23 protein-coding genes are annotated in these 22,239 nt (G+C 32.4%); 10 read left to right on the top strand and 13 right to left on the bottom strand.

What is annotated here, in order from left to right:
- The 3 genes from H526_RS0105145 (at position 1) to H526_RS0105135 (ending at position 3,390) form a co-directional block, all read left to right on the top strand.
- Positions 1-1,065 (top strand): M20 family metallo-hydrolase, encoded by a 1,065-nt coding sequence (locus tag H526_RS0105145; RefSeq protein ID WP_211237825.1) that lies wholly within the window; start codon positions 1-3, stop codon positions 1,063-1,065.
- Complete coding sequence (gene argH / locus H526_RS0105140) at positions 1,062-2,339, top strand: argininosuccinate lyase (RefSeq protein ID WP_027392004.1); 1,278 nt, start codon at positions 1,062-1,064, stop codon at positions 2,337-2,339. Before H526_RS0105145 ends, argH begins: the two co-directional genes overlap by 4 nt.
- A gap of 169 nt (positions 2,340-2,508) precedes the next feature.
- Positions 2,509-3,390 carry a carbohydrate kinase family protein gene (locus H526_RS0105135; protein ID WP_035084520.1) on the top strand — a complete coding sequence of 294 codons (882 nt, stop codon included), beginning with the start codon at positions 2,509-2,511 and terminating at the stop codon, positions 3,388-3,390.
- On the opposite strand, the gene H526_RS0105130 is transcribed toward H526_RS0105135, so the two are convergent.
- Genes H526_RS0105130 through H526_RS0105100 form a run of 7 tightly spaced genes read right to left on the bottom strand, consistent with a single transcriptional unit; the run spans position 3,391 to position 11,021 of the window.
- Entirely contained in the window at positions 3,391-4,194 is an 804-nt protein-coding gene (locus H526_RS0105130; protein WP_027392002.1) for a 3-keto-disaccharide hydrolase, read from the bottom strand.
- Positions 4,195-4,210: 16 nt separating this feature from the next.
- Positions 4,211-5,263 carry a sugar phosphate isomerase/epimerase family protein gene (locus tag H526_RS0105125; RefSeq protein WP_027392001.1) on the bottom strand — a complete coding sequence of 351 codons (1,053 nt, stop codon included), beginning with the start codon at positions 5,261-5,263 and terminating at the stop codon, positions 4,211-4,213.
- A gap of 6 nt (positions 5,264-5,269) precedes the next feature.
- Positions 5,270-6,415 carry a Gfo/Idh/MocA family protein gene (locus H526_RS0105120; protein ID WP_027392000.1) on the bottom strand — a complete coding sequence of 382 codons (1,146 nt, stop codon included), beginning with the start codon at positions 6,413-6,415 and terminating at the stop codon, positions 5,270-5,272.
- Between the two features lie 2 nt (positions 6,416-6,417).
- Positions 6,418-7,650: an MFS transporter gene (locus H526_RS0105115; RefSeq protein ID WP_027391999.1), complete on the bottom strand. Its 1,233-nt coding sequence runs from the start codon at positions 7,648-7,650 to the stop codon at positions 6,418-6,420.
- A gap of 18 nt (positions 7,651-7,668) precedes the next feature.
- Positions 7,669-8,655: a sugar phosphate isomerase/epimerase family protein gene (locus H526_RS0105110; RefSeq protein WP_027391998.1), complete on the bottom strand. Its 987-nt coding sequence runs from the start codon at positions 8,653-8,655 to the stop codon at positions 7,669-7,671.
- Between the two features lie 25 nt (positions 8,656-8,680).
- On the bottom strand, positions 8,681-9,319 hold the full coding sequence (locus H526_RS0105105; protein WP_027391997.1) for a gluconate 2-dehydrogenase subunit 3 family protein: 639 nt from the start codon (positions 9,317-9,319) through the stop codon (positions 8,681-8,683).
- A gap of 10 nt (positions 9,320-9,329) precedes the next feature.
- A complete protein-coding gene (locus tag H526_RS0105100; protein ID WP_027391996.1) occupies positions 9,330-11,021 on the bottom strand; it encodes a GMC oxidoreductase in 1,692 nt (563 codons plus the stop codon).
- Between the two features lie 329 nt (positions 11,022-11,350).
- Between H526_RS0105100 and H526_RS0105095 the strand changes: the two genes are divergently transcribed.
- Positions 11,351-12,241, top strand: a complete 891-nt coding sequence (locus tag H526_RS0105095) for a hydroxypyruvate isomerase family protein (protein ID WP_035084517.1) — start codon at positions 11,351-11,353, stop codon at positions 12,239-12,241.
- A gap of 130 nt (positions 12,242-12,371) precedes the next feature.
- Here H526_RS0105095 and H526_RS0105090 read toward each other — a convergent pair whose 3' ends face one another.
- From H526_RS0105090 to H526_RS0105075, 4 genes are all read right to left on the bottom strand, one after another.
- Complete coding sequence (locus H526_RS0105090; protein ID WP_027391994.1) at positions 12,372-12,728, bottom strand: hypothetical protein; 357 nt, start codon at positions 12,726-12,728, stop codon at positions 12,372-12,374.
- A 66-nt stretch (positions 12,729-12,794) separates the two neighbouring features.
- Positions 12,795-14,336, bottom strand: a complete 1,542-nt coding sequence (locus H526_RS0105085; RefSeq protein ID WP_027391993.1) for an acyl-CoA carboxylase subunit beta — start codon at positions 14,334-14,336, stop codon at positions 12,795-12,797.
- Between the two features lie 3 nt (positions 14,337-14,339).
- The gene (gene accC, locus H526_RS0105080; RefSeq protein WP_027391992.1) at positions 14,340-15,782 is read right to left on the bottom strand and encodes an acetyl-CoA carboxylase biotin carboxylase subunit; all 1,443 of its coding nucleotides are present in this window, start codon (positions 15,780-15,782) and stop codon (positions 14,340-14,342) included.
- Between the two features lie 51 nt (positions 15,783-15,833).
- A complete protein-coding gene (locus H526_RS0105075) occupies positions 15,834-16,319 on the bottom strand; it encodes an acyl-CoA carboxylase biotin carboxyl carrier protein subunit (protein WP_027391991.1) in 486 nt (161 codons plus the stop codon).
- A 302-nt stretch (positions 16,320-16,621) separates the two neighbouring features.
- Between H526_RS0105075 and H526_RS0105070 the strand changes: the two genes are divergently transcribed.
- Positions 16,622-17,221: a LysE family translocator gene (locus tag H526_RS0105070; RefSeq protein ID WP_027391990.1), complete on the top strand. Its 600-nt coding sequence runs from the start codon at positions 16,622-16,624 to the stop codon at positions 17,219-17,221.
- A gap of 57 nt (positions 17,222-17,278) precedes the next feature.
- A complete protein-coding gene (locus tag H526_RS0105065) occupies positions 17,279-17,779 on the top strand; it encodes a DUF1761 domain-containing protein (RefSeq protein ID WP_027391989.1) in 501 nt (166 codons plus the stop codon).
- Positions 17,780-17,830: 51 nt separating this feature from the next.
- Here the strand turns inward: H526_RS0105065 and H526_RS0105060 are convergent, their stop codons facing one another.
- Complete coding sequence (locus H526_RS0105060; protein ID WP_027391988.1) at positions 17,831-18,841, bottom strand: metal-dependent hydrolase; 1,011 nt, start codon at positions 18,839-18,841, stop codon at positions 17,831-17,833.
- A gap of 2 nt (positions 18,842-18,843) precedes the next feature.
- Entirely contained in the window at positions 18,844-20,031 is a 1,188-nt protein-coding gene (locus H526_RS0105055) for a hypothetical protein (RefSeq protein WP_027391987.1), read from the bottom strand.
- 266 nt (positions 20,032-20,297) lie between these two features.
- Between H526_RS0105055 and H526_RS0105050 the strand changes: the two genes are divergently transcribed.
- From H526_RS0105050 to H526_RS0105035, 4 genes are all read left to right on the top strand, one after another.
- Entirely contained in the window at positions 20,298-20,723 is a 426-nt protein-coding gene (locus H526_RS0105050) for a response regulator (RefSeq protein WP_027391986.1), read from the top strand.
- A 46-nt stretch (positions 20,724-20,769) separates the two neighbouring features.
- Positions 20,770-21,171 carry a response regulator gene (locus H526_RS0105045; protein ID WP_027391985.1) on the top strand — a complete coding sequence of 134 codons (402 nt, stop codon included), beginning with the start codon at positions 20,770-20,772 and terminating at the stop codon, positions 21,169-21,171.
- A gap of 170 nt (positions 21,172-21,341) precedes the next feature.
- Positions 21,342-21,794: a response regulator gene (locus H526_RS0105040; protein ID WP_027391984.1), complete on the top strand. Its 453-nt coding sequence runs from the start codon at positions 21,342-21,344 to the stop codon at positions 21,792-21,794.
- The gene (locus H526_RS0105035) at positions 21,760-22,170 is read left to right on the top strand and encodes a response regulator (protein WP_027391983.1); all 411 of its coding nucleotides are present in this window, start codon (positions 21,760-21,762) and stop codon (positions 22,168-22,170) included. Before H526_RS0105040 ends, H526_RS0105035 begins: the two co-directional genes overlap by 35 nt.
- The last annotated feature ends 69 nt before the right edge of the window (positions 22,171-22,239 follow it).

The following is a 22,239-nucleotide window of genomic DNA, read 5'->3' as shown; positions in this document are numbered from 1 at the left end:
ATGATACAAGAACTAACGAATAAAGCTATTGAGCTATTACATAAACTGATCGAAACTCAATCTTTTTCTTCAGAAGAAGAAGAAACAGCATTGTTGATAGAAGATTGGTTTAATAAATATAATATTCCTTTTGAAAGAGAGAACAATAATATTTGGGCATACAATAAAAATTTTGATGAAACCAAACCTACAATATTATTAAACTCTCATCATGATACTGTAAAGCCTAATGGTAATTATACCAATGACCCTTTTAAAGCATTTGTCGAAGACGGTAAATTATATGGGTTAGGGAGCAATGATGCGGGAGGCTCTTTAGTGTCATTAATTGCTACATTTACCTATTTCTATGATCGAGATGACTTAAAATATAATTTTGTAATTGCAGCTTCTGCAGAAGAAGAGAGTAGTGGGCCTTTAGGGTTGAAAAGTATTCTGAAATATCTAAAAAATGTAGAATTTGCAGTTGTTGGAGAGCCAACATTGATGCAATTAGCAATTGCAGAAAAAGGCTTGTTGGTATTGGATGTATCTGTAAAAGGCACAGCTAGTCATGCAGCACATCCTAATGATGATAATGCTATTTATAATACACTAGAAGTAATTGAATGGTTTAAGAATTATACGTTTGAAAATGGATCTGAAACTTTAGGAGAAGTTAAAATGACCGTTACCCAAATCAATGCAGGAAATCAACATAATGTGGTTCCATCTCATTGTAATCTTGTAATTGATATTAGGGTGAATGATAAATATAAAAATCAAGAGGTTTTAGAAATAGTTAAACAAGCAATGCCAAATAATGTCGAGGTACAACCTAGATCCTTGCATTTAGGTTCCTCATCAATACCAAAAGATCATGCAATTGTAAAATCAGGAATTGTTTTAGAGAGAACGACCTACGGTTCGCCAACACTTTCGGATCAATCGGTGTTAAGTTGTCCATCTTTAAAACTAGGTCCTGGAGATTCTACAAGATCGCATTCGGCTGACGAATTTATTTATGTAGATGAGATTAAGGAGGGCGTAGAGCTGTATATTAAAATTTTAGAAGGAATAGTATGAAACTTTGGAATAAAGGATTACCAACAGATCAAAAAATAGATATGTTTACTGTCGGTAACGATAGACAATTAGATTTAGTAATAGCTAAATATGATGTTCGAGCGACATTAGCACATGCTAAGATGTTACACAAGATAGAATTACTGACTGATAAGGATATTTCTACAATTGAAATAGAACTAAAAATATTGGCTGAGCAGATCGAAGATGGGACTTTTATAATTGAAGATCAATTTGAAGATGTACATTCTAAGATTGAATTCGAACTAACAAAAAAAATTGGAGATGCTGGAAAGAGAATTCATACTGCTAGATCTAGAAATGATCAGGTATTAGTAGCAATGCATTTATACCTGAAAGATGAACTATTGCAAATAAAATCCCAAATTAAAGAGTTGTCTGAGAATTTATTAGATGCTGCAGAATTATATAAAGAAGTTTTGTTACCGGGATATACGCATCTTCAGATTGCGATGCCATCTTCATTTGGACTTTGGTTTTCTGCCTATGCAGAGAGTTTTGTAGATGATTTACATTTTATAAATGCAGCATTAAAAGTTGTAGATCAAAACCCATTAGGGAGTGCAGCAGGATATGGGAGTTCATTTCCTATAGATAGAGAATTCACTACTAAAGAACTTGGTTTTGAGATCTTAAAATATAATGTAGTTGCAGCTCAGATGAGTAGAGGCAAATCCGAAAAGTCTACAGCTTTTGCAATGAGTAGTGTGGCAGGAACATTATCTAAACTGGCGATGGATGTTTGCTTATATATGAGTCAGAATTTTGATTTTATGAGTATCCCTTCAGAATTTACAACTGGTTCTAGTATTATGCCACATAAGAAGAATCCTGATGTATTTGAGCTAATTAGAGGGAAGTGTAATAAAATTCAAGCATTACCTTATGAATTAAGTTTATTGACTAATAATTTACCTAGCGGATATCATAGAGATTTACAATTACTTAAAGAAGGAATTGTCCCTGCAATTCAGGACCTGAAGGCATCATTAGAAATGGCTATCTATGCTTTGAAAAATGTGAAGATTAATGAAACAATATTAGATGATAATAAATATGATTATTTGTTTAGTGTAGACACATTAAATGAATTAGTGATGAAAGGAATGTCCTTTAGAGATGCCTATGTAAAAATAGGATTAGATATTGAAAATGGCAATTATAAGCCAGAGAAGAATACAAAACATAGTCATTTAGGTAGTATTAATAATTTGTGTTTAGATGATATAAAGAAAAAGCTAGAATCTGTTTAAATAGATATAAAGTATATAAGAGAAGTTGGAGCAGTTAATTGAGTGTAAGTTGAGTTAGTTTAATTTTTTTAGCTTCAACCTAGACCCTCAGCGGAGTAGTTAACCGCTGAGGGTTGTTTTTTATGTACGATACTTTAATAATTAATATATTAGTTTAAATTTAAAAATCATGAAAATCACCTGTTTCGGAGAAGTGCTTTGGGATATATTTCCTAATCATAAAAAAATTGGAGGAGCACCGTTAAACGTTGCTTTACGATTAAAAACTATAGGGATAGATGCTTCGATTATTACTAAAGTAGGAAACGATGACTTAGGGGAAGACATTATCCAATATATAAATAAACAGGGATTATCGTTAGATACGATTCAAAAGGATTATCAATATCATACTGGAGAAGTTTTGGTTTCTTTAGATAAAGAAGGAACAGCCTCCTATGAGATTAGTCGTCCGGTTGCTTGGGATTTTATAGAAAATACTCAAAAAGCGGATGAAGAAGTGAATATTTCGGATGCTTTTATTTTTGGAAGTTTAGCAGCTAGAAATAATGTTTCAAGAAATACTTTGTTTAAACTTCTTAATAAAGCCAAGTTTAAAATTTTAGACGTCAACCTTCGACCACCACATTACGACGCACAGTTACTTAATGATTTAATGAAAAGAGCAGACTTTATTAAGTTGAATGATGAAGAATTGGATGAGATCTGTATTCATTTTGGAATAAAAGAATCCACTCTCGAAGAACAGATTAAGTCAATTGCGGCATATACCAATACTTCTCAAATTTGTATTACCAAGGGAGGAAAAGGAGCAACGTTATATTATAATAATTCTTTTTATCATAATGATGGATATACTATAAAAGTAGTAGATACTGTTGGTGCAGGAGATTCTTTTTTAGCAACGTTAATATCTAAATTAGTAGAAAAAAATGAACCTCAATTATCTGTAAATTATGCTTGTGCGATCGGAGCTATGGTAGCGGGTAGCGCAGGTGCTAATCCTGTTTTTAGTGATAGAGAGGTTCAGGATTTTATAAAAAGTCAATAGTTAATTCAATTCTCTAATCCAAATATTTCGATAGTGTACTGGATTACTATGATCTTGTAATTTTATAGGCCCTTTGCCATGTGGAACATTTTTAGGAGGACCAATATATTCTGTACTACCTAATATTTCTACATGATCTTGTACTAAGACTCCATTGTGAATTACAGTAAATAATCCTGATTTCACTTTTTTACCATTTGTAAATTCTGGTTGATGAAATATAATGTCATACGTCTGCCATTGATCATTCGGTTTGGTAGCATTTACTAAAGGTATATGTTGTTTATAAATAGAAGTAGCTTGTCCGTTAGAATAGGTACGATTTTGATAACTGTCCAGAATTTGTATTTCATATTTATTTTGAAAAAACACGCCACTATTTCCTCTTCCTTGGCCTTCTCCTTCTACAATATTAGGAGCTTTCCATTCTAGATGTAATTGGACACTTCCAAAATTATTTTTCGTCTGAATATCTCCCGTCCCGGGTTTTACCGTCATTGTTTTATCAGTATTGATTGTCCATCCGGCAGTAGTGCTATCTTTTGTCGAGATCCATTGACTTAAGTTTTCTCCGTTAAAAAGTATAATTGCATCTGAAGGAATATTGGTTTTATCAAAAGAAATTGCTTTAGGTTCTGGTTCCCATACCTCAGTTTCTTTAGGATCGGTGATTTCTTTTTTAGGGGTAGGAGGTTGTTCATCTTTTGCAGTATCCATCTTAGAGACAGTGTTTACTTCCTTTTTTTGTTCATTACAGGAAAAAATGATAGCGCAAATTAAAAGTGGATATATGATTTTGTTCATAATGATGTTCTGTTGGTTATAGTCCTAATATTTTTTTTAGTTGTTCTTTATCGATTTCTGCTCCAGCAAAATCATCAAAAGCTTTCTCAGTGGCTTCTATAATATGATTTTGAATAAATGGGGCGCCCTCTTTGGCTCCTTGCTCAGGGGATTTGATACAACATTCCCATTCCATAACTGCCCAAACATCACAACCATATTGTGTAAGTTTAGAGAATATTGTTTTAAAATCAATTTGTCCATCTCCAGGAGAGCGATAGCGTCCAGCTCGATCTATCCAATCACTATATCCTCCAAAAACTCCTTTTTTTCCTGTAGGATTAAATTCTGAATCTTTTACGTGGAAAGCTTTTATAAATTCATGATAATGATCAATATATTCTATATAATCTAATTGTTGTAAAACAAAATGACTAGGATCATATAATATATTTACGCGTTTATGATTTCCTGTTGCTTCTAGGAATCTTTCAAAAGTAATTCCATCGTGTAAATCTTCACCAGGATGAATTTCATAGCAAACATCTACACCTTGTTCATCAAAATGATTAAGTATAGGTAACCAACGTTTAGCTAATTCTTCAAACCCCATTTCTACTAATCCTGCTGGACGTTGTGGCCAGGGATGCATGGTATGCCATAATAATGCACCTGAGAATGTGCCGTGTGCCTTAATTCCTAGTCGATTGCTAGCGGTTGCTGCATTCTTAACTTGATTAACAGCCCATTCTGTACGTTTTTTAGGATTATTTTTGCAATTATCAGGTGCAAAGTTATCAAACATTAAATCATAAGCAGGATGCACTGCAACTAGCTGTCCTTGAAGATGTGAAGATAATTCCGTTATCTCTAAACCATAATCGGCTATTTTACCTTTTAATTCATCGCAGTATGTTTGGCTTTCTGCTGCAGTGTTTAGATCAATTAACCGAGTTTCCCAAGTGGGTATTTGTATTCCTTTATATCCTAAATCAGATGCCCATTTGCATAATCCATCTAATGAATTAAATGGTTTTTTATCATCCATGAACTGTGCAAGAAATACTGCCGGTCCTTTTATCGTTTTCATAATTTTTTAAATTTTAGTCCAGCTAGCATTATTTTTACTGCTTTCTACAGCAGCATAGATGAATTTCATCCCTCTAACACCATCAATAACTGTTGGGAAATCTAAATGCTGAGAAATCCTCTTTTTACTCTTGAAATTTATTAATTCTTTGGCAAAGCTTCTGTAAATTGTTGCAAATCCTTCTAAATATCCTTCTGGATGTCCTGCCGGAATCCTAACATATTCTGATGATTCTGGATATGTTCCATTACCGCCAGGAGTATATATTTGTTTGGGTTGATCTAGCCATTTTACAATAAGCTGATTTGGATTTTCTTGATACCATTCTATACTACCTTTAGTACCATAGACTTTAATACCTAAGTTATTCTCTTCTCCAGTTGCAATTTGCGAAAAAGACATGATTCCCTTAGCACCATTTTCAAATCGTAATAATATATTACCATCATCATCTAGACTTCGTCCATCCCCAAAAGCCGTAAGGTCGGCCGCAATAGAACTAATTTTAATGTCTGATATATATTCTATTAAATTCTCTGCGTGCGTTCCAATATCTCCTAAAGCACCGCCAATACCAGAACGTTTAGGATCTACTCTCCACGCAGCTTGTTTTTGACCGGTTTTTTCTACCGCAGTAGAAAGCCATCCTTGTAAATAATGAGCATTGATTTTTCGGATGTTTCCCAGATCTCCCTTCGCAATCATAGTTTTTGCTTGCTTCACCATTGGATACCCGGTATAGTTATGTGTCAATGCAAATACTTTTCCGGAAGAAGTGACTACTTTTTCTAATTCAATTGCTTCATCTAATGTTAGAGAAAGAGGTTTATCACAAATTACATGAAATCCATGTTCTAAAGCCATTTTTGCGGGTGGAAAATGCATATGATTAGGAGTAACAATAGCTACAAAATCCATTCGTTCTTCTTCTGGAAGCTTTGCTTCTTCAACAATCATTTCTTCAAAGTCGCCGTATATTCTTTTATCTGATATCCCTAGTTCTTTTCCCGAGATAAGGCTTTTTTCTTTACTAGAAGAAAAAGCTCCGCAAACTAATTCAATCATCCCATCAATACCAGCGGCTTTGCGATGAACATCACCAATGAATGATCCAGTGCCACCACCGACCATTCCCATTTTAAGTTTTGACATAATTAGTTTTCTTTATATTCTATTTTTTCGTTTTTGAAGAAAACAGCAAATAGTATCATTACTGTAGCAGCAAAAATAGCTGGGAATATCCAAATGCTATTCCAATTATGCTGCCCTTCAGAAATCAGGTTTGTATCCGTAATTTTTCCTGCAACATAAAATCCAATTAACATTCCTAATCCGTAGGTAGCTAGAGTAATAAGGCCTTGCGCGGCACTTTTGAACTTTTCTCCAGCTTTAGAATCGGTATAAATCTGTCCCGAAACAAAGAAGAAATCATAACAAATACCGTGTAAGGCAATACCAACAATAAGCATAAAAGCAAGCTCTCCTGAATTACCATAGGCAAATAATAAATATCTAATTGTCCAAGCTAACATTCCTACTAATATTGTTTTTTTGAATCCAAATTTTTTAAAGAAAAATGGTAGAAGTAACATAAATAGTACTTCAGATATTTGACCAATGGTCATTTTTGCAGCCGGATTTGCAACACCTATTTCTCCTAAAAATTGCCCAGCATGCTGATAATAAAATGCAAGAGGAATACATATAAGTATGGATGCTAAGAAAAACATTAAGAAGTTTTTATCTTTTAAAAGCTTTATTGCATCTAATCCTAAAATATCTGAAATTGTTACTTTTTGATCTTTACCAATTTTAGGTGGTGTTTTAGGTAAAGTGAAACTAAATACGCCAAGGATAGCAGAGGCTATAGCAGTCATTAGAAAGGTGTTTTTTAGCATTCCATTAGCAACCCCTTCTGCAGAATCCCAATGAAAAACATAACTAATCACAAGTCCTGCAATGATCCATCCTATAGTTCCAAAAACTCGTACAAATGAAAACTGTTTTGCAGGATCTGTCATTTGATTAAAAGATACAGAGTTTACTAGAGCAAGTGTTGGCATATAGGCAATCATATAACCTAATACATATGGATAGAAAATAGAAAAATCCGTAGCATTCGCCATTTGATACATTAAGACTGCTCCGATAAGATGTAATACTCCTAAGATGCGTTCTGCATTAAAAAATCGATCAGCAATTAGTCCAATTATGAATGGAGCAATAATAGCTCCCCAAGATTGCGTAGAATATGCCATAGCTATTTCTCCGCCACTTGTGTTTAAAGAATTTGGTAAATAAATACCCATGGTTACAAACCAGCCACCCCAAATAAAGAATTCTAAGAACATTAGTAAGGATAACTGAAACTGAATAAATTTATTCATAGTTAGTATAGTAGTTGGTTAATTTAGTTGTTTAGAAAGGCTAATTAATAAATCACGTGTAGCGATAATTCCATCAATTTCACTTAATCGATCACCTTCATATTCTACACCGATATACCCTTGATATCCTGATGCTTTAACAATCTCTAACATTTTTTTGTAGTCTATGGTAGTCTCATTTCCATTTTCGTCAAAATCATAGGATTTAGCACTTACTCCTTTTGCGAATGGCATTAATTCTTCAGTTCCTTTGTATTTAGGATATTCTTTAACACATTTAGCTCCCCATCGTTCGCCTCCTTCGCGTTCTAAACAAAAATTACCAAAATCAGGCAACGTACCACAATTTGGTTTGTTTACATTTCGCATCACTTCTGCAAGTAAAGAGCCATTAGAAGAAAGATATCCGTGATTTTCTACAATTACGTTGATATCTTTAGTAGCCGCATATTCTGATAATTTAGTCAACCCATCGGTAGCAACTTCTACCCATTTTTTTGGATCATTTGTACCGAATAAATTAACTCGTATCGAGTGACATCCTAAAAACTGAGCTGCATCTACCCATTTCTTATGATTTTCTACAGTTTGATTTCGTTCTTTTTCGTCAATTACCGCTAAGTCTCCTTCTCCATCTACCATAATCAGAAGGTTCTGTACATTATGTTTGTTACTTTCTGATTTTAAAGAATCCAAAAGTTGTTGTAATGCTACTTTAGGATCTTTTGCATCCTTGTATGAATATAATTGACTAACGTATTCTACTCCAGAAAAACCTAACTCTTTTGCTTTTTTTGCAAAATCCATAGGATTTAATTTCCCAGATTGTATTTCTTTATGAAGTGACCATTGCGCTAGTGATAGTTCGAAAAAAGGTACTGATTCTTTTGGCTCTTCTATGATTTTTTCTTCTTCTTGTTCGATTGTTGTATTTTCTTTAGTAGTTTTCTTACAGGAGCTAATAATTAGCAAGCATAAAAGCCCTTTAAGGATGGTTTTGTACATAATTTTAAGTTTAGTTAGGTAATTTTTATAAAGCCCAGTCTTTTCCGCCGGTTAGGTTTTCTACAGAATCACAACCAATATATTCTCCAGGTACAGGCAGATAGTTAAGTACATTTTCTGCAATCTCTTTTGATGTTTTAAATCCATAAATAGATAGATCTCTTACAGAAGAAAGGAAAGTAAAAGATATTGCTTCTTTAGATACTTTTTCTAAATCTTCAGGAGTTTTTATCATGGCCATTTCTTCCCAGTATTCTTTTCGTTTTTCTTTAGAGATTTTTAAATATTTAGCTAGCAATGCATCATATTCTTCTACGGTTACATCGTCAACATTTTTTTCTTCGTTAACTCCCAGTTCATCTAAGATAACTCCTGCACCGTACTTAAACATTTGTGCTTCCTCAGCTTCTTCTACACCTTGATTGATAAATTTGTCAATAAACATTGGTACATGTAATGATTTTGCGCCAGGAATATCCGTTTCCGGAAGAATAAGATCTACTATTTGTTCTAAAGCTTTTCCTTCATCTATTGATAGTAGCTCTGGAGTCCAATCCAATACATATTCTTTTTGACAGCTTTGTAATAGACTTAGTATTGTTGGGGTAGCGGCAATATATCCAGCTGATAACCCTATGTTTTTTAATGCTTCTCTTCTGTTCATAGTACTAAGATTAAGCGTTATTTTTGATTTGTGTTGCTGCGTGATCTGCAGCTCTTGCGGTAAATGCCATATAGGTTAATGATGGATTTACACAACTGGCAGAAGTCATAAATGCTCCATCAGTAACATATACATTAGGTACTGCGTGGATTTGATTGTTTGCATTTAGAACTGATGTTTTTGGATCTTTACCCATTCTAGCAGTTCCCATTTCGTGAATTCCTAAACCAGGAGCTCCAATATCGTCCCAAGGTTGTATATCTGTAAAACCAGCTTTGGTAAGCATATCCATTGCTTGTTTTATCATATCTTTTCGCATTTCGAGTTCATTTTCTTTAAACTCTGCATCGAATGTTACTGTTGGTAATCCCCACTCATCTAAATTATTATAATCTAAACTCATTTTGTTTTCGTGATATGGTAAGCATTCGCCAAATCCCATAAGTCCAACACGCCATCCACCAGGTTCTAAAATTTTATCCTTTAGTTCTTTACCATACCCAAGCTCGGCAATAGTTTCTTCCCAATTAGAACGACTAGCGCCTCCTTGATACCCATATCCACGTTTAAAATTCTTTTGGTCAGTTTCTCCTCCTATGTTTCTAAAACGAGGTATATAAATTCCGTTGGGTCTTCTACCTTTGAAATATTTGTCTTCAAACCCATTATATTTTCCAAAAGCACCAGCTTTAAAGTGATGATCCATAATGTTATGACCCAATTCTCCAGAGTCATTACCCATTCCGTTCGGAAAACGTTCTGATTTCGATTGCATTAATATGCTCGCTGAAGCAATTGCTGATGCACATAGAAATATAACTTTGCCAGTAAATTGTATCTTTTCTTTGGAGATCGTATCTATTACTTCTACGCCAGTTGCTTTTCCTGTCTTATTATCATATAATACTTGATGAACAATAGAATTAGGACGTAAAGTCATATTTCCAGTTCTCTCTGCTGCTGGTAGAGTAGAGGAGTTACTACTAAAATATGCTCCAAAAGGACAACCTCTCATACAACGATTACGGTATTGACAATTCATCCTTCCTTCAAACGTCTTGGTGCCAGTAATATGTGCAGTTCTTCCAATAGTTAAAAGTCTATCTTCATAATTCTCAGCAATATTCTTTTTTAGGTGATCTTCTACACAATTTAGTTCCATTGGAGGAAGAAATTGTCCATCTGGTAGTTGTTCTAATCCTAGCTTTTCTCCACTAACACCAATAAATTCTTCTACTTTGTCGTACCAAGGAGCAATATCCTTGTAACGAACTGGCCAATCAACGGCAATCCCTTCTTTTTTATTTGCTTCAAAATCAAAATCACATAGTCTATAACTTTGCCTTCCCCACATTAATGATCGACCTCCCACGTGATAGCCTCGTATCCAATCAAAACGTTTGGTTTCATTATAGGGGTGTTTTAGGTCATTAACAAAGAAATGACGATGTGCTTTATCAGTTACGTATCCTGTACGATGTTGTTTTGGTTGTTCGGCTATTTCAGATCTTGAAGGTTCACCTTTCAAATCATAATCCCAAGGATCATCATTTGCAGTGGTATAATCATCGATATGTGTAACCATACGGCCACGCTCTAATACCAGTGTTTTAAGCCCTTTCTCACAAAGCTCTTTGGCAGCCCAGCCACCACTAATTCCTGTTCCTACGACAATTGCGTCATATTGAGGTTCTTGTTCCATACTTTTTTTGATGTTTACAGACAGTCTATAAATTAAATAATAATGAATAGGTTAAATCAATAGAAATAGTATTAGATTTCTATTAATTTAATATAACTCATATAGTGATTTTACAAGCACTATTGTTAACTCTGATAGTAGTTTTGTTTGTCTGTTTTCTTCTTGTTCTGGAAGAAAGGTGTTTTAGCTAAAAATGATAATAATTAATAGTAATAAAATTAATATCATCAAATTCAGGTTCTAATATAAGAAGTTTGTTTGCTTTTTAACAATACAATTAACAAATCATTAATTAAATTAGTGATACATTAAAAAAAAATTCAAAGCTAATGTCAAAAGTAAATAGAAGAAAAGCAATTAAGAACCTTTCTCTTAGTATTGGTGCTATTGGTCTTGGAGGTGTTGTAATACCGCAGTCCATATCGGGAGACATTTCTAATTCCTTTCAAAACAGTTTGAAAGGAAATATAAATCACGCGGTATGTAGGTGGTGTTATGGTAATATCGAATTGGAAGAATTTGCAGAAAAATCAAATGATATAGGTATTAAGGCGATTGATCTTTTAAAACCGGATGAATGGGAAGTTGTTATAAAAAAAGGACTTAAGTGCTCTTTGGCAACAGATACCTTTGCTAGTATTACTAAAGGGTTTAATGATCCTAGGAATCATGAGGAACTTCAGAAAAAATATTTCAATCTCATTTCACAAGCGTCTAACTCGGGTATAAAACAGGTAATCGTTTTTTCGGGTAATAGGAATGGTATTTCTTCTGATCAAGGTTTAGAACAGTGTTCTGTGGGATTAGAACCACTTGTAAAACATGCAGAAAAGAATGATGTTACTTTAGTAATGGAATTGCTTAATAGTAAGGTAGATCATAAAGATTATCAATGTGATCATACACCTTGGGGAGTTCAATTGGTTGATAAAATAGGTTCTACTAATTTTAAATTACTCTATGATATTTACCATATGCAAATTATGGAAGGAGATATTATTGCTACCATTAATAAATATAAAAATTATATCTCTCATTATCATACGGGTGGTGTTCCGGGAAGACATGAGATAAATGACACTCAAGAATTAAACTATCCAGCTATTATGAAAGCCATTGTAGCTAATAAGTTTACAGGTTATGTTGCTCAAGAGTTTATTCCGACGTATCAAGATAGTTTAGAGGCGCTAAAAGAAGGAATAACGATTTGTGACGTTTAAACCTGTATTATTTATTACCATCTAATAAAAAGTAATATTTCCCTTTTTGTTATACCCAACTTGTCGAAGTAAAATTAATAAAACAAAGATTCTAAAGTCTTCGACAAGATCAGATTAACAATTTAGTAAACTAAGGTATTATAGTTTTTAAATCCTGAATCACATTAATATTATGTCGTAAATACGCAAAAAGAATAAACAAAATAATAATCGCTACAGTAAAACCTAACAGATTCCCATTTTTGCTACTTGAAACTTTCTTAGATGTTTTTAAATAGGCTTTGGATAGTTTCTTAGTGTATTTAGAAACTAGCGCAAAAGCCGGTGCAAAAATTAACACCACTATTAGCATATCTATGATTACCAAAAGATATCCTTGTTCATGAATATGCTTTTTTACATACTTAATCACGAACTCATTAATAAGTGCTGCACAAAGTACAGCAATTGCATAGATTGCAAATTTAGTAAGCTGTCTATTATTCATGGGGTCTACATCTATTTTTATAATATCGTAAAAATAGAAAAATGTTATGGATACTACTTATATATATTATAGAGGAATATTACCGTGCTTTCTTTTTGGATGATCAACAGATTTTTTTTCTAGCATACTAAATCCTTTAATTAGTTTTCTTCTAGTATCTTCTGGAAGAATTACTTCATCTATAAACCCTCGTTGTGCTGCTCTATATGGATTTGCAAATTTATCTGCATATTCAGCTTCTTTTTCTGCAAGTTTTGCTTCAGGGTTATCCGAAGCTTTGATCTCTTTTCTAAAAATTATTTCACTGGCACCTTTTGCCCCCATTACAGCTATCTCCGCAGTTGGCCAAGCAAAATTAAGGTCCGCTCCAATATGCTTAGAGTTCATTACATCATAAGCACCACCATATGCTTTACGGGTTATTACCGTTACTTTTGGAACTGTTGCTTCACTTAGTGCATATAATAATTTTGCTCCATGTACTATGATTCCATTCCATTCTTGATCTGTACCAGGTAAGAATCCAGGTACATCAACCAAAACAAGTAATGGAATATTGAAACAATCACAAAAACGTGTAAAACGTGCAGCTTTTTTAGAACTATTTACATCCAAAACACCTGCTAAAAACATAGGTTGATTAGCTACAACTCCAACACTTCTTCCACCAATTCTGGCAAAACCTACGATGATATTCTCAGCATAATTTTTATGAATCTCGTAAAAAGAATCTTCGTCAATAATTCCTTCAATAACCTCATGCATGTCATAAGGTTTATTTGGGTTATCCGGTACTATTTCTGCTAGAACTTCTCTTTTTTCATCAGATAATTCATAGGAAAGAGCTTTTGGTGTTTCTTGGTTATTTTGAGGGAGATAACTCAGTAACTTTTTTACATCTTCTAGACATTCTATATCATTTGATGAAGTTATATGAGCTACTCCTGATTTTGAGGAATGTGTGCTAGCTCCACCTAATTCTTCAGAAGTTACTTCTTCATTGGTTACAGTCTTCACTACATTTGGTCCAGTTACGAACATATAACTAGTATCTTCTACCATAATAGTAAAGTCGGTAATAGCTGGAGAATAAACTGCTCCACCGGCACAAGGTCCCATAATAGCAGAAATTTGTGGAATTACTCCAGAAGCTTGTACATTTTTATGAAAAATATCAGCATAACCACCTAAGGATCGCACTCCTTCTTGAATTCTAGCTCCACCAGAATCATTTAATCCAATAATAGGTGCTCCAACATTGACTGCCAGATCCATTACTTTACAAATTTTCTCAGCGTGTGTTTCCGATAGTGCACCTCCAAAAACGGTGAAATCCTGAGCAAATACATATACTAATCTTCCATGTACGGTACCATAACCTGTTACTACACCATCACCATAATAGATTTCTTTTTCCATTCCGAAATCCGTTGTTCTATGAGTAACTAGGATTCCGATTTCTTCAAAAGATCCTTCGTCTAAGAAATAATCTACACGTTCTCTAGCGGTTAATTTTTTCTTTTGATGTTGTTTTTCAATACGTTGTTTACCGCCACCTAAATGTGCTAGATCAATTTTTTCTTGTAAAGTTTTTATTTTAGAGTTCATATGTTAGCGAATTGGTAAACGTAATACTTGTTGATCTTTTTTATATTGTTTTAGGGCTGTGAGCGCTGCTATTCTTGCTTCTATCTCCATTTCGGATTTTAACACTTCTGGGGTGTAATATTTTTTTACAAAATGAGTATCAAAAGCACCGGATACAAACGCTTCGTGTTTGCACACAAATTTGCCAAAGGATAAGGTTGTTTGCACACCTTCTATATGATATTGATCAATGGCTTTAATCATTAATTGAATGGCTTCTTCTCGGCTATCACCATAAGTGATTAATTTTGACAACATAGGATCATAATAAATAGGAATATCCATTCCTTCTTCGAAACCATTGTCTACTCTAATACCATTACCTGTCGGAATTGTGTAAGTATCTAAGTGCCCTACACTAGGTAAAAAATCATTTAATGGATCTTCTGCATATACTCTTAATTCCAATGCATGTCCAGTTATTTTTAAATCTTCTTGTTTAATAGAAAGTTCTTCTCCTCTTGCTACTTTTATTTGTAGCTCTACAAGATCAGTGCCCGTTATTAGTTCTGTTACAGGATGTTCTACTTGTAAACGAGTATTCATTTCTAGGAAATAGAAATTATGGTTTTCATCTAATAAGAATTCTACAGTTCCTGCGCCAACATAATCACAGGCTTGTGCAACTCTAACAGCAGCTTCGCCCATTGCGGATCTCAAAGTTGGACTTAAGACAGCAGAAGGAGCTTCTTCCACTACTTTTTGATGTCTTCGTTGTACACTACATTCTCTTTCAAAAAGGTGAATAACGTTTCCATGAGTATCCGCCATCACCTGTATTTCAATATGTCTTGGAGATGCTACGTATTTTTCGATAAATACTGATCCGTCACCAAAAGCAGAAATAGCTTCACTTATAGCACGTTGCATTTGTGATTCTAGTTCGCTTTCTTTCTCTACTACACGCATTCCTTTTCCACCACCACCAGCAGAAGCTTTTATTAGAATGGGAAACCCAATTTCTAGTGCTATTTTTTTAGCTTTATCAACATCAGTAATTGCTTCATCAATACCTGGGACCATAGGTATATCATATGCTTTTACGGCCTCTTTAGCAGCAAGCTTACTACCCATAACTTTAATAGCTTTGGATTTTGGTCCTATAAAAGTGATGTTATTTTTTTCTACTTCCTCTGCAAAATCAGCATTTTCACTTAAGAATCCATAACCAGGATGTATTGCATCCACATTTAATTTTTTGGCAAATGCAATAATCTTGGAACCTAACAAGTAGGATTCGTTAGAAGGTGCTTCACCAACGCAAACTGCTTCATCAGCAAATTTTACGTGAGGAGCATCTCGATCTACAGTAGAATATATAGCCACTGTTTTAATTCCCATTTTTTGAGCGGTTTTCATTACTCTAATGGCAATTTCTCCTCTATTTGCAACAAGTATTTTTTTCATAATGTATTAGAACTTATGATATGTCTTTTGATTTAAACTTACTTTGAGGTTTTATTCGAATTCAATCAATAATTTTCCTTTGTCTACTGCATCTCCTTTAGAGACAGCTATGGATTTAATAGTTCCTTCTCTTGGAGAAGTAATAATGTTTTCCATTTTCATTGCTTCTAAAACTAGTAAATAGTCATCTTCTTTAACGGTTTGACCAATTTCTACCTGTATATCTATAATTAACCCAGGCATTGGAGATTTTATAGAGTTTACTTGTTTTGACGCACCAATAGAAAACCCCATTTCCGAAATCATCATATCCAATGAGTTAGATATATCGACCTCATAGATATTAGAATTTACTTTTACTGTATAGTTCTTATTAACAAAATCAGATTTTATAACTTCTGTATGATAGGATTGATTATTGTTAATAACGTGAAATTTTGAATTGGAAGTTTCAATAATATTGGCTTTCGAAATAGTATCTTCAGATAAGCTAGTTTCAAAGTCCTTATTTACTTTTACTTTATAGTTTGTACTCATAAATAAACCATTCAATTTGGTCGATAAATATAGGTATTTATATTCATCATAGGTATTTCTTGTGAAATTTTTAAAAATTGTTTGATAAATGTTATGTTTTCTGAAAAAATGAAAAAAAGTAGAAGGTTGAAATATTTAAAAAATAGGGTTGCAAAAAGGTGTCAAAAGGGTTTCATTGTGGTTTCAGAGAGATCACTTTGTGCTTTTATATTCTTAAAATAGTTGGTTAAAAAAGCAGACGATTATATCTATATTTACATAACATATATAAAACTATGTATGTTATGGAACAATTTTAATGTATGTCATTTATTGAAGGATTTTTTATTGGTATAGCGATGATCATTTTTGTTGGTCCAGTATTTTTTTTGTTACTCAATAGTAGTTTTCAGTATGGCTTAAAAGCAGGGTTTTCTGTTGCTTTTGGTATTATAGTCAGTGATTTCATATGTGTTTTATTATGTTATTATGGACTTTCTACTTTTATGACAGTAACTCAGAATCAATTTTGGATTGGTATTATAGGAAGTGTTATACTTTTTGGATTGGGAATTAATTATCTGCTTAAAAAAGCTGTAATTACTAGTAATATATCTATTAGTTCTAAAAAATGGACTTCTTTTTTTATCAAAGGCTTTAGCGTTAATTTTTTTAATCCTTTTGTATTTATTGTTTGGATCGGAGTGTTTAAATATGGATATGAAAAATATTCAGATTCCATAGCGCTTTTAGTTTTTTTGATAGCTGTGCTATCAGGTATATTGACTACAGATTTATTAAAAGTTTTTCTTTCAGATAAGCTTAAACCATTCATATCTCCTTATAGATTGAAAATATTCTTTAGGATAACTGGAGTAGTTTTGCTAATCTTTTCTTTCCGTTTAGCCTACCTAGTTTTGTAATATTTGATAAAATTCATTTTTGCTATATTTGAGTAACAACTTAAAAAACAAACCAATATGGAATTTAATTTATTAATAGTTGCAATCGCTGCTCTTGTACCTATAGTATTAGGGTTTATATGGTATAACCCAAAGGTTTTTGGTACTGCTTGGATGAATGCTTGTGGATTTACAACAGAAGATTTAAAAGGAGGGAACATGGCTGTAATTTTTATTGTTTCTCTTATTCTAAGCCTTATGTTGGCTTCTTCGCTTCCGACTATGGTAATACATCAAAATGGTTTTTTTCAGAGCTTAATGAATGAGCCGGACTTAACTAAGGAAGGGACAGAAATCTATCAGTATACTCAGGATTTTATGAATAAATATGGAACCAACTTTAGAACATTTAAACATGGTGCTTTGCACGGTGCAATGGCTGGAATATTTTTAGTTTTACCTGTGTTGGGAACAAATGCTTTATTCGAAAGAAAGGGAGTGAAGTATATACTAGTAAATGTTGGGTATTGGACTGTGTGCCTAGCATTAATGGGAGGCATTATTTGTGAGTTTACCTAATGTATTTAACAATAAAAAAGAGGATTTATATCTATTATAAATCCTCTTTTTTTATTTATTCCCAAGTACGCGAGAAAAGAGTTTTTTAAGCATAGGAGAAGCTTCTTCCACATTACGTTCACGTTCTTTAGCTTGTAAATTACCATTTTGATCATAATACAATTCGTAGCTAAAGACAAAACGACTCGCATCTTTACCCATTCCTAATTGTCCAAATCTAAGATCATTAAAGTATAATTTATCGTTATCAGATTCGATCGTATACCAACCTTCACTTAATTTAATTAGACGCGGAATTAAAGGATCATTTTTTGCTTCACCTAGTAAATAATGGTTTTTAGGAAACTCAGTAAAATTAATAATATCTGGTTTGTCAAGTAAGGAATAATATCCGATAAGAAAGGATTCGTCAGTTTCTATATTGGCTGTCCATAAAATGCTATTTAATGCAGTAGGTCGAGTTTGTATTTGATTATATGTAAGATGTTGGTTTTCTAAATTAGTGGTAAAATTAGATTCTGCAATTTGTTGTAATACCAAAGTAAGCAACATATAAAAACTACTACAGTACAATCCTAGATTATTAAAAAACTTTCTTTTAGGATTTGTACGTTTGTAAAACATAGCTATGAGTACAAAAACTAAAAACGGGACAGTATATAAAGGATCTGCTACAAAAATATTATGAAAAGCCACTTTATAGTCTAAAGGCCAAAATAATTGTGTTCCCCAAGTCGTAAATGCATCTAAAATAGGATGGGTAAATAGACTAAGAAACATAAGCTTGGTCCAATCTTTCCAATCTGCTTCTTTGTTTTTATATATTTTACTCACTAGCCATCCCAGAAGTGGAGCCATAAGTATACTGAACAAAATAGAATGTGAAAACCCTCTATGCAATTCATTAGAAGTAACGCTGTCAAAAAATAATTTAGCTAAAACATCTAGATCAGGAATCGTTCCAGCAATTGCGCCCCAAAGCATAGCTTTATTTCCTACTTTTTTTCCTATAGCAGCTTGACCAACAGCAGCACCGAGTACAATCTGAGTTAATGAATCCATTATTAACTTAACTGAAGTTTAAACGGATTTCTTACTTCATATTCGCTGGGAGAAATGAAATCAACCAAAGGTTTTAATAATTTGTTAGAAATTGAATTTCCATGACGAACATATAATTTCATTTCTACGGGTTTTGCACCTACGCAACTTTTTATGATTTCTGCTGTTCTACCCAATCTTAATTCGTCTACTTTTTTAGATACAGCAAGATCTACATAATCATAAAGCATACGTTGGTAAATATCATAAGACTTATTGTATTTGTAATCAATACCAATATGATTTGCTTCTACAATTTTATTAAGAATAAAAGAAGTGGTGAAACCAACAAGGGTATCTTTTAAGAAGTACGCTTTAAAAATAAACGAATCCTGAAGCGTCTTTTTTAAATTTTCAAAAGTAATTGCATTAAGTTTTCCAATTTTAAAATCAGCTTTATCTAGAACAGAAAGATATAAGGCGTCTATTTCTTTATGATATGTATTAATATCTTCATCCGTAAAATCTTTGACAATGATATCAGCAGACTTTTTAAAAACCTTTTTAGCTCTTGTTCTAAATTTAGTTTTCATACTATCCAGATAATCATCAAAGCTATTCCAGTCTTGTTGTATTTTTAATACCATATTGACGTCGATGCTAAACTCTCTAAAATCTTGTCTTTTAATATAATCACTTTGATTAAATGAAGAAGGCCAAAATTCTTTTAATAATATAAATGATGGCTTTTCTGATTTTTCTGATTTTCGAATTTCTCGTAACGCATCTGATAAACTTTCAAACGCTTCTTTAGAACTAATGTGAGGAGCATACAGAAAACCATGTTCTCCACAAGAAAAAAGATTTCCGCAGACAAGTACTCTCACATCCATACTTTTCATAAAAGTATTTTTGATTGCGTCACTTATTCGACAAGGGAACTCCTGAAACTTTAAATCTTCAGTGTTAAATTTTATAAGTTGTGTTACAGCAATTCCTACAGGGATATTTTGATCATAGAATAAAACATATCGAAATCCAATAGTTTCTGATAATGTCTGTTCTAAAGTGTTAAGATAGTTTAGTGTAAGAAAAAGATTATTTTCATTATTTACACTATTCCAATCTTTAGAAGGAACATCATTAGTACTCTGAAATATTGAATAATGAAGTTTAGTTGTTCTACAACTATTTTTTATTTTGTCAAGCATAAATCCCTTACCAATGTTTTTGACAAACTGTTGTCTGAATAGCATTCAAATTTACATTTATTTTTAATAGTAGTTTGTTAAACGATTGTCAATTTTAATTTTACAATTTTAAAAGGCTTTAATACCGTAATTTGGATACGGAAAAACATTTAATGTTGTTTTGTCGTGTAAATCACGTTTTTAAACGAAAAATGCCATGAAAAGTCTGATTTTATGATGCATATTTCAAATAAGTTTAGTTTTTTTGATTGTAATTGGAAAATTTTATGGGGAAATCAGTCACTTGTGTGCTTTTAATTGATGATGATAAGGCCACAAATTTCTTTAATGAAAGGGTAGTTACAAAACATAATAGTTTTGATAATGTAAATACAGTGCAGAGTGGGAAAGCTGCATTAGAATACCTTTCTAAAGTAGAAAATAGAGAAGTAATAAAACCTGATCTTATTTTTTTAGATATCAATATGCCAGCCATGAATGGATGGGAGTTTTTGATAGAGTTTGCGAAACTGAACAAAGCTATTACCGAAGGAATTAAAGTAATTTTATTATCAACATCTTCTAACCCTGATGATGTTAATGAATCGATAAAGAATCATTCAGTGGATGATTTTATTAATAAACCATTATCATTAGATTTATTAGATAATGTAATGCAAAAACATTTTTCTAAACGTGTGATAAAAAGTTGAGTTAAGATCACCTTTATTGTTTAAGTGTTTTTATATTTTTGCTTAAATGAATAAGTTAAAAAAGATTCTTTTAGTTGATGATAGTAAAGCAACCAATTTCTTTAATAAAACAATAATTTTAAAAACAAATTGTGTTGAAGAAGTTGTTTTAACTACTAATGGTGAGAATGCACTGGAAAATATTCAGACAGCTTCTATTCCTGAAATAATCTTCTTGGATTTGAATATGCCTATAATGAATGGGTGGGAGTTTCTAGAGCAATATGATACATTGTCAGATTCTTGTAAGAACACAATAATAGTAGTGTTGTTAGGAGCCAAGTTAAGTGAAGAGCAAGAGATAAAACTAAAATCTTTTCCGCAGGTTATGGAGTTCAGAGATAAGATGTTAACCAAGGAAGTTGTTCTAGATATTATTTCTAAGTATTTTAAGAATGCTATAAAATAATATCATATATGGTATTCCAATTATCTTTTTCAAAAGTACTATTTTAAATTAAAAATGCGCTTTATCGTTTGTTTTTGTATTTTATCGTAAAATACTTATCTAAAATTTTATTAAGATTAGTTTTCTTGTATTGATGTGGTTCTTTTGTTCGAAACCAACAAAAATATATTATGTATAATCCAATTGATTGTGTTTTATTGATTGATGATGATAAACCTACCAATTTCTTCAATAGTAAGATTTTATCAAAACATGATAGTTTCAATTCAATAAGGGTACGACAAAGCGGAAAGGCTGCTTTGGAATACTTAGCTGATGTTGATAAAGGAACCGAATTAAAACCTAATCTAATCTTTCTTGATCTTAATATGCCTGCTATGAATGGTTGGGAGTTCTTAATTGAGTATTCCAAACTAAATCAAAAAGTGATAGAAGGTATTAAGATTATAATACTTACCACATCTTCTGATGTTAGAGATGTAGAGAAATCCAAAGAAAATCATTTTGTAAAAGATCTTGTTAATAAACCATTATCATTCCCAACATTAAATAAAGTAGTTAAAAGACATTTTTTTAAACCCCACTCCAATGAAAACAATAGCAAAAGTACTTTTAGTCGATGATAGTGATGCAACCATTTTTTTTAATAAGATTGTACTTTCAAAAACTGGATATGTTGATGACATATTGATCGCTAAAAATGGTTTAGAGGCTTTACAGATTATCCAATCAGGAATAGTTCCGGAGATTATCTTTTTAGATATTAACATGCCGGTAATGGATGGTTGGGAATTTTTATCAAAATTTCAAGACTTAGAAAACTCTTTAAAGAATACAACGATCATTTTAATGATTGGCGCAGAACTGACAAAAGAAGATAAAGAATTAGCAGGATCTATCGATCAAATTAAAGAATTTAGTGGTAAAATGTTGTCTAGAGTTGGTGTAGATACTATCAGACAGAAGTATTTTAATAAAGAATTGACTTCGATAGAATAATTATTTGGTCTCTAAATCCACCAAAGGATATTAGTTTTAAGAAACTTTTGTTTTTTATTATTTATATTG

Origin of the sequence: Aquimarina latercula DSM 2041 (assembly GCF_000430645.1) — a bacterium.
In the GTDB taxonomy this organism is placed as follows: Bacteria; Bacteroidota; Bacteroidia; order Flavobacteriales; family Flavobacteriaceae; genus Aquimarina; species Aquimarina latercula.
The sequence above is the reverse complement of the archived record's forward strand: the minus strand, read 5'-3'. Positions and strand labels throughout refer to the sequence as shown.